Raw genomic sequence first — 2,279 nt, 5'->3', positions numbered from 1 at the left:
TTTTGTCAGATCGTTCTTTAAAAATTCGGATATGTGATAGATATAGACTGACACGCACTTTCACTGGTGTGTGATCAGGCTAAGGTAAAATTTGTGAGTTCTGCTCGAAAGAGCAACATGCGAATTTTCGGCGAATGTCGTCTTCACAGTATAACCAGATTGCTTGGGGTTATATGGTCAAGTGAAGAAGCGCATACGGTGGATGCCTTGGCAGTCAGAGGCGATGAAAGACGTGGTAGCCTGCGATAAGCTTTGGGGAGTCGGCAAACAGACTGTGATCCAGAGATCTCTGAATGGGGGAACCCACTCAGCACAAGCTGAGTATCTTGTACTGAATACATAGGTGCAAGAGGCGAACCAGGGGAACTGAAACATCTAAGTACCCTGAGGAAAAGAAATCAACCGAGATTCCCTTAGTAGTGGCGAGCGAACGGGGACCAGCCCTTAAGTTGGTTTGAGATTAGTGGAACGCTCTGGAAAGTGCGGCCATAGTGGGTGATAGCCCCGTACACGAAAATCTCTTGTCAATGAAATCGAGTAGGACGGAGCACGAGAAACTTTGTCTGAACATGGGGGGACCATCCTCCAAGGCTAAATACTACTGACTGACCGATAGTGAACCAGTACCGTGAGGGAAAGGCGAAAAGAACCCCGGAGAGGGGAGTGAAATAGAACCTGAAACCGTATGCGTACAAGCAGTGGGAGCCTACTTTGTTAGGTGACTGCGTACCTTTTGTATAATGGGTCAGCGACTTATATTCAGTGGCGAGCTTAACCGAATAGGGGAGGCGTAGCGAAAGCGAGTCTTAATAGGGCGTTTAGTCGCTGGGTATAGACCCGAAACCGGGCGATCTATCCATGGGCAGGTTGAAGGTTAGGTAACACTGACTGGAGGACCGAACCGACTACCGTTGAAAAGTTAGCGGATGACCTGTGGATCGGAGTGAAAGGCTAATCAAGCTCGGAGATAGCTGGTTCTCCTCGAAAGCTATTTAGGTAGCGCCTCATGTATCACTGTAGGGGGTAGAGCACTGTTTCGGCTAGGGGGTCATCCCGACTTACCAAACCGATGCAAACTCCGAATACCTACAAGTGCCGAGCATGGGAGACACACGGCGGGTGCTAACGTCCGTCGTGAAAAGGGAAACAACCCAGACCGTCAGCTAAGGTCCCAAAGTCATGGTTAAGTGGGAAACGATGTGGGAAGGCTTAGACAGCTAGGAGGTTGGCTTAGAAGCAGCCATCCTTTAAAGAAAGCGTAATAGCTCACTAGTCGAGTCGGCCTGCGCGGAAGATGTAACGGGGCTCAAACCATGCACCGAAGCTACGGGTATCACCTTTGGTGATGCGGTAGAGGAGCGTTCTGTAAGCCTGTGAAGGTGAGTTGAGAAGCTTGCTGGAGGTATCAGAAGTGCGAATGCTGACATGAGTAACGACAATGCGAGTGAAAAACTCGCACGCCGAAAGACCAAGGTTTCCTGCGCAACGTTAATCGACGCAGGGTTAGTCGGTCCCTAAGGCGAGGCTGAAAAGCGTAGTCGATGGAAAACAGGTTAATATTCCTGTACTTCCAGTTATTGCGATGGAGGGACGGAGAAGGCTAGGCCAGCTTGGCGTTGGTTGTCCAAGTTTAAGGTGGTAGGCTGAGATCTTAGGCAAATCCGGGATTTCAAGGCCGAGAGCTGATGACGAGTTGCCATTAGGCGACGAAGTGGTTGATGCCATGCTTCCAAGAAAAGCTCCTAAGCTTCAGATAACTGGGAACCGTACCCCAAACCGACACAGGTGGTTAGGTAGAGAATACCAAGGCGCTTGAGAGAACTCGGGTGAAGGAACTAGGCAAAATGGCACCGTAACTTCGGGAGAAGGTGCGCCGGTGAGGGTGAAGGACTTGCTCCGTAAGCCCATGCCGGTCGAAGATACCAGGCCGCTGCGACTGTTTATTAAAAACACAGCACTCTGCAAACACGAAAGTGGACGTATAGGGTGTGACGCCTGCCCGGTGCCGGAAGGTTAATTGATGGGGTTAGCGCAAGCGAAGCTCTTGATCGAAGCCCCGGTAAACGGCGGCCGTAACTATAACGGTCCTAAGGTAGCGAAATTCCTTGTCGGGTAAGTTCCGACCTGCACGAATGGCGTAACGATGGCGGCGCTGTCTCCACCCGAGACTCAGTGAAATTGAAATCGCTGTGAAGATGCAGTGTATCCGCGGCTAGACGGAAAGACCCCGTGAACCTTTACTATAGCTTTGCACTGGACTTTGAATTTGCTTGTGTAGG

At 50.6% G+C, this 2,279-nt stretch carries 1 rRNA gene; it reads left to right on the top strand.

Annotation, left to right across the window (positions count from 1 at the left end):
* Positions 1 to 175 precede the first annotated feature (175 nt).
* Positions 176 to 2,279, top strand: a 23S ribosomal RNA gene (locus APH34_RS28300); the annotation flags it as partial.

The sequence above is a fragment of the Pseudomonas sp. NBRC 111131 genome (genome assembly GCF_001320525.1).
In the GTDB taxonomy this organism is placed as follows: Bacteria; Pseudomonadota; Gammaproteobacteria; order Pseudomonadales; family Pseudomonadaceae; genus Aquipseudomonas; species Aquipseudomonas ceruminis.
This window is presented reverse-complemented; position numbering and strand designations above follow the sequence as displayed.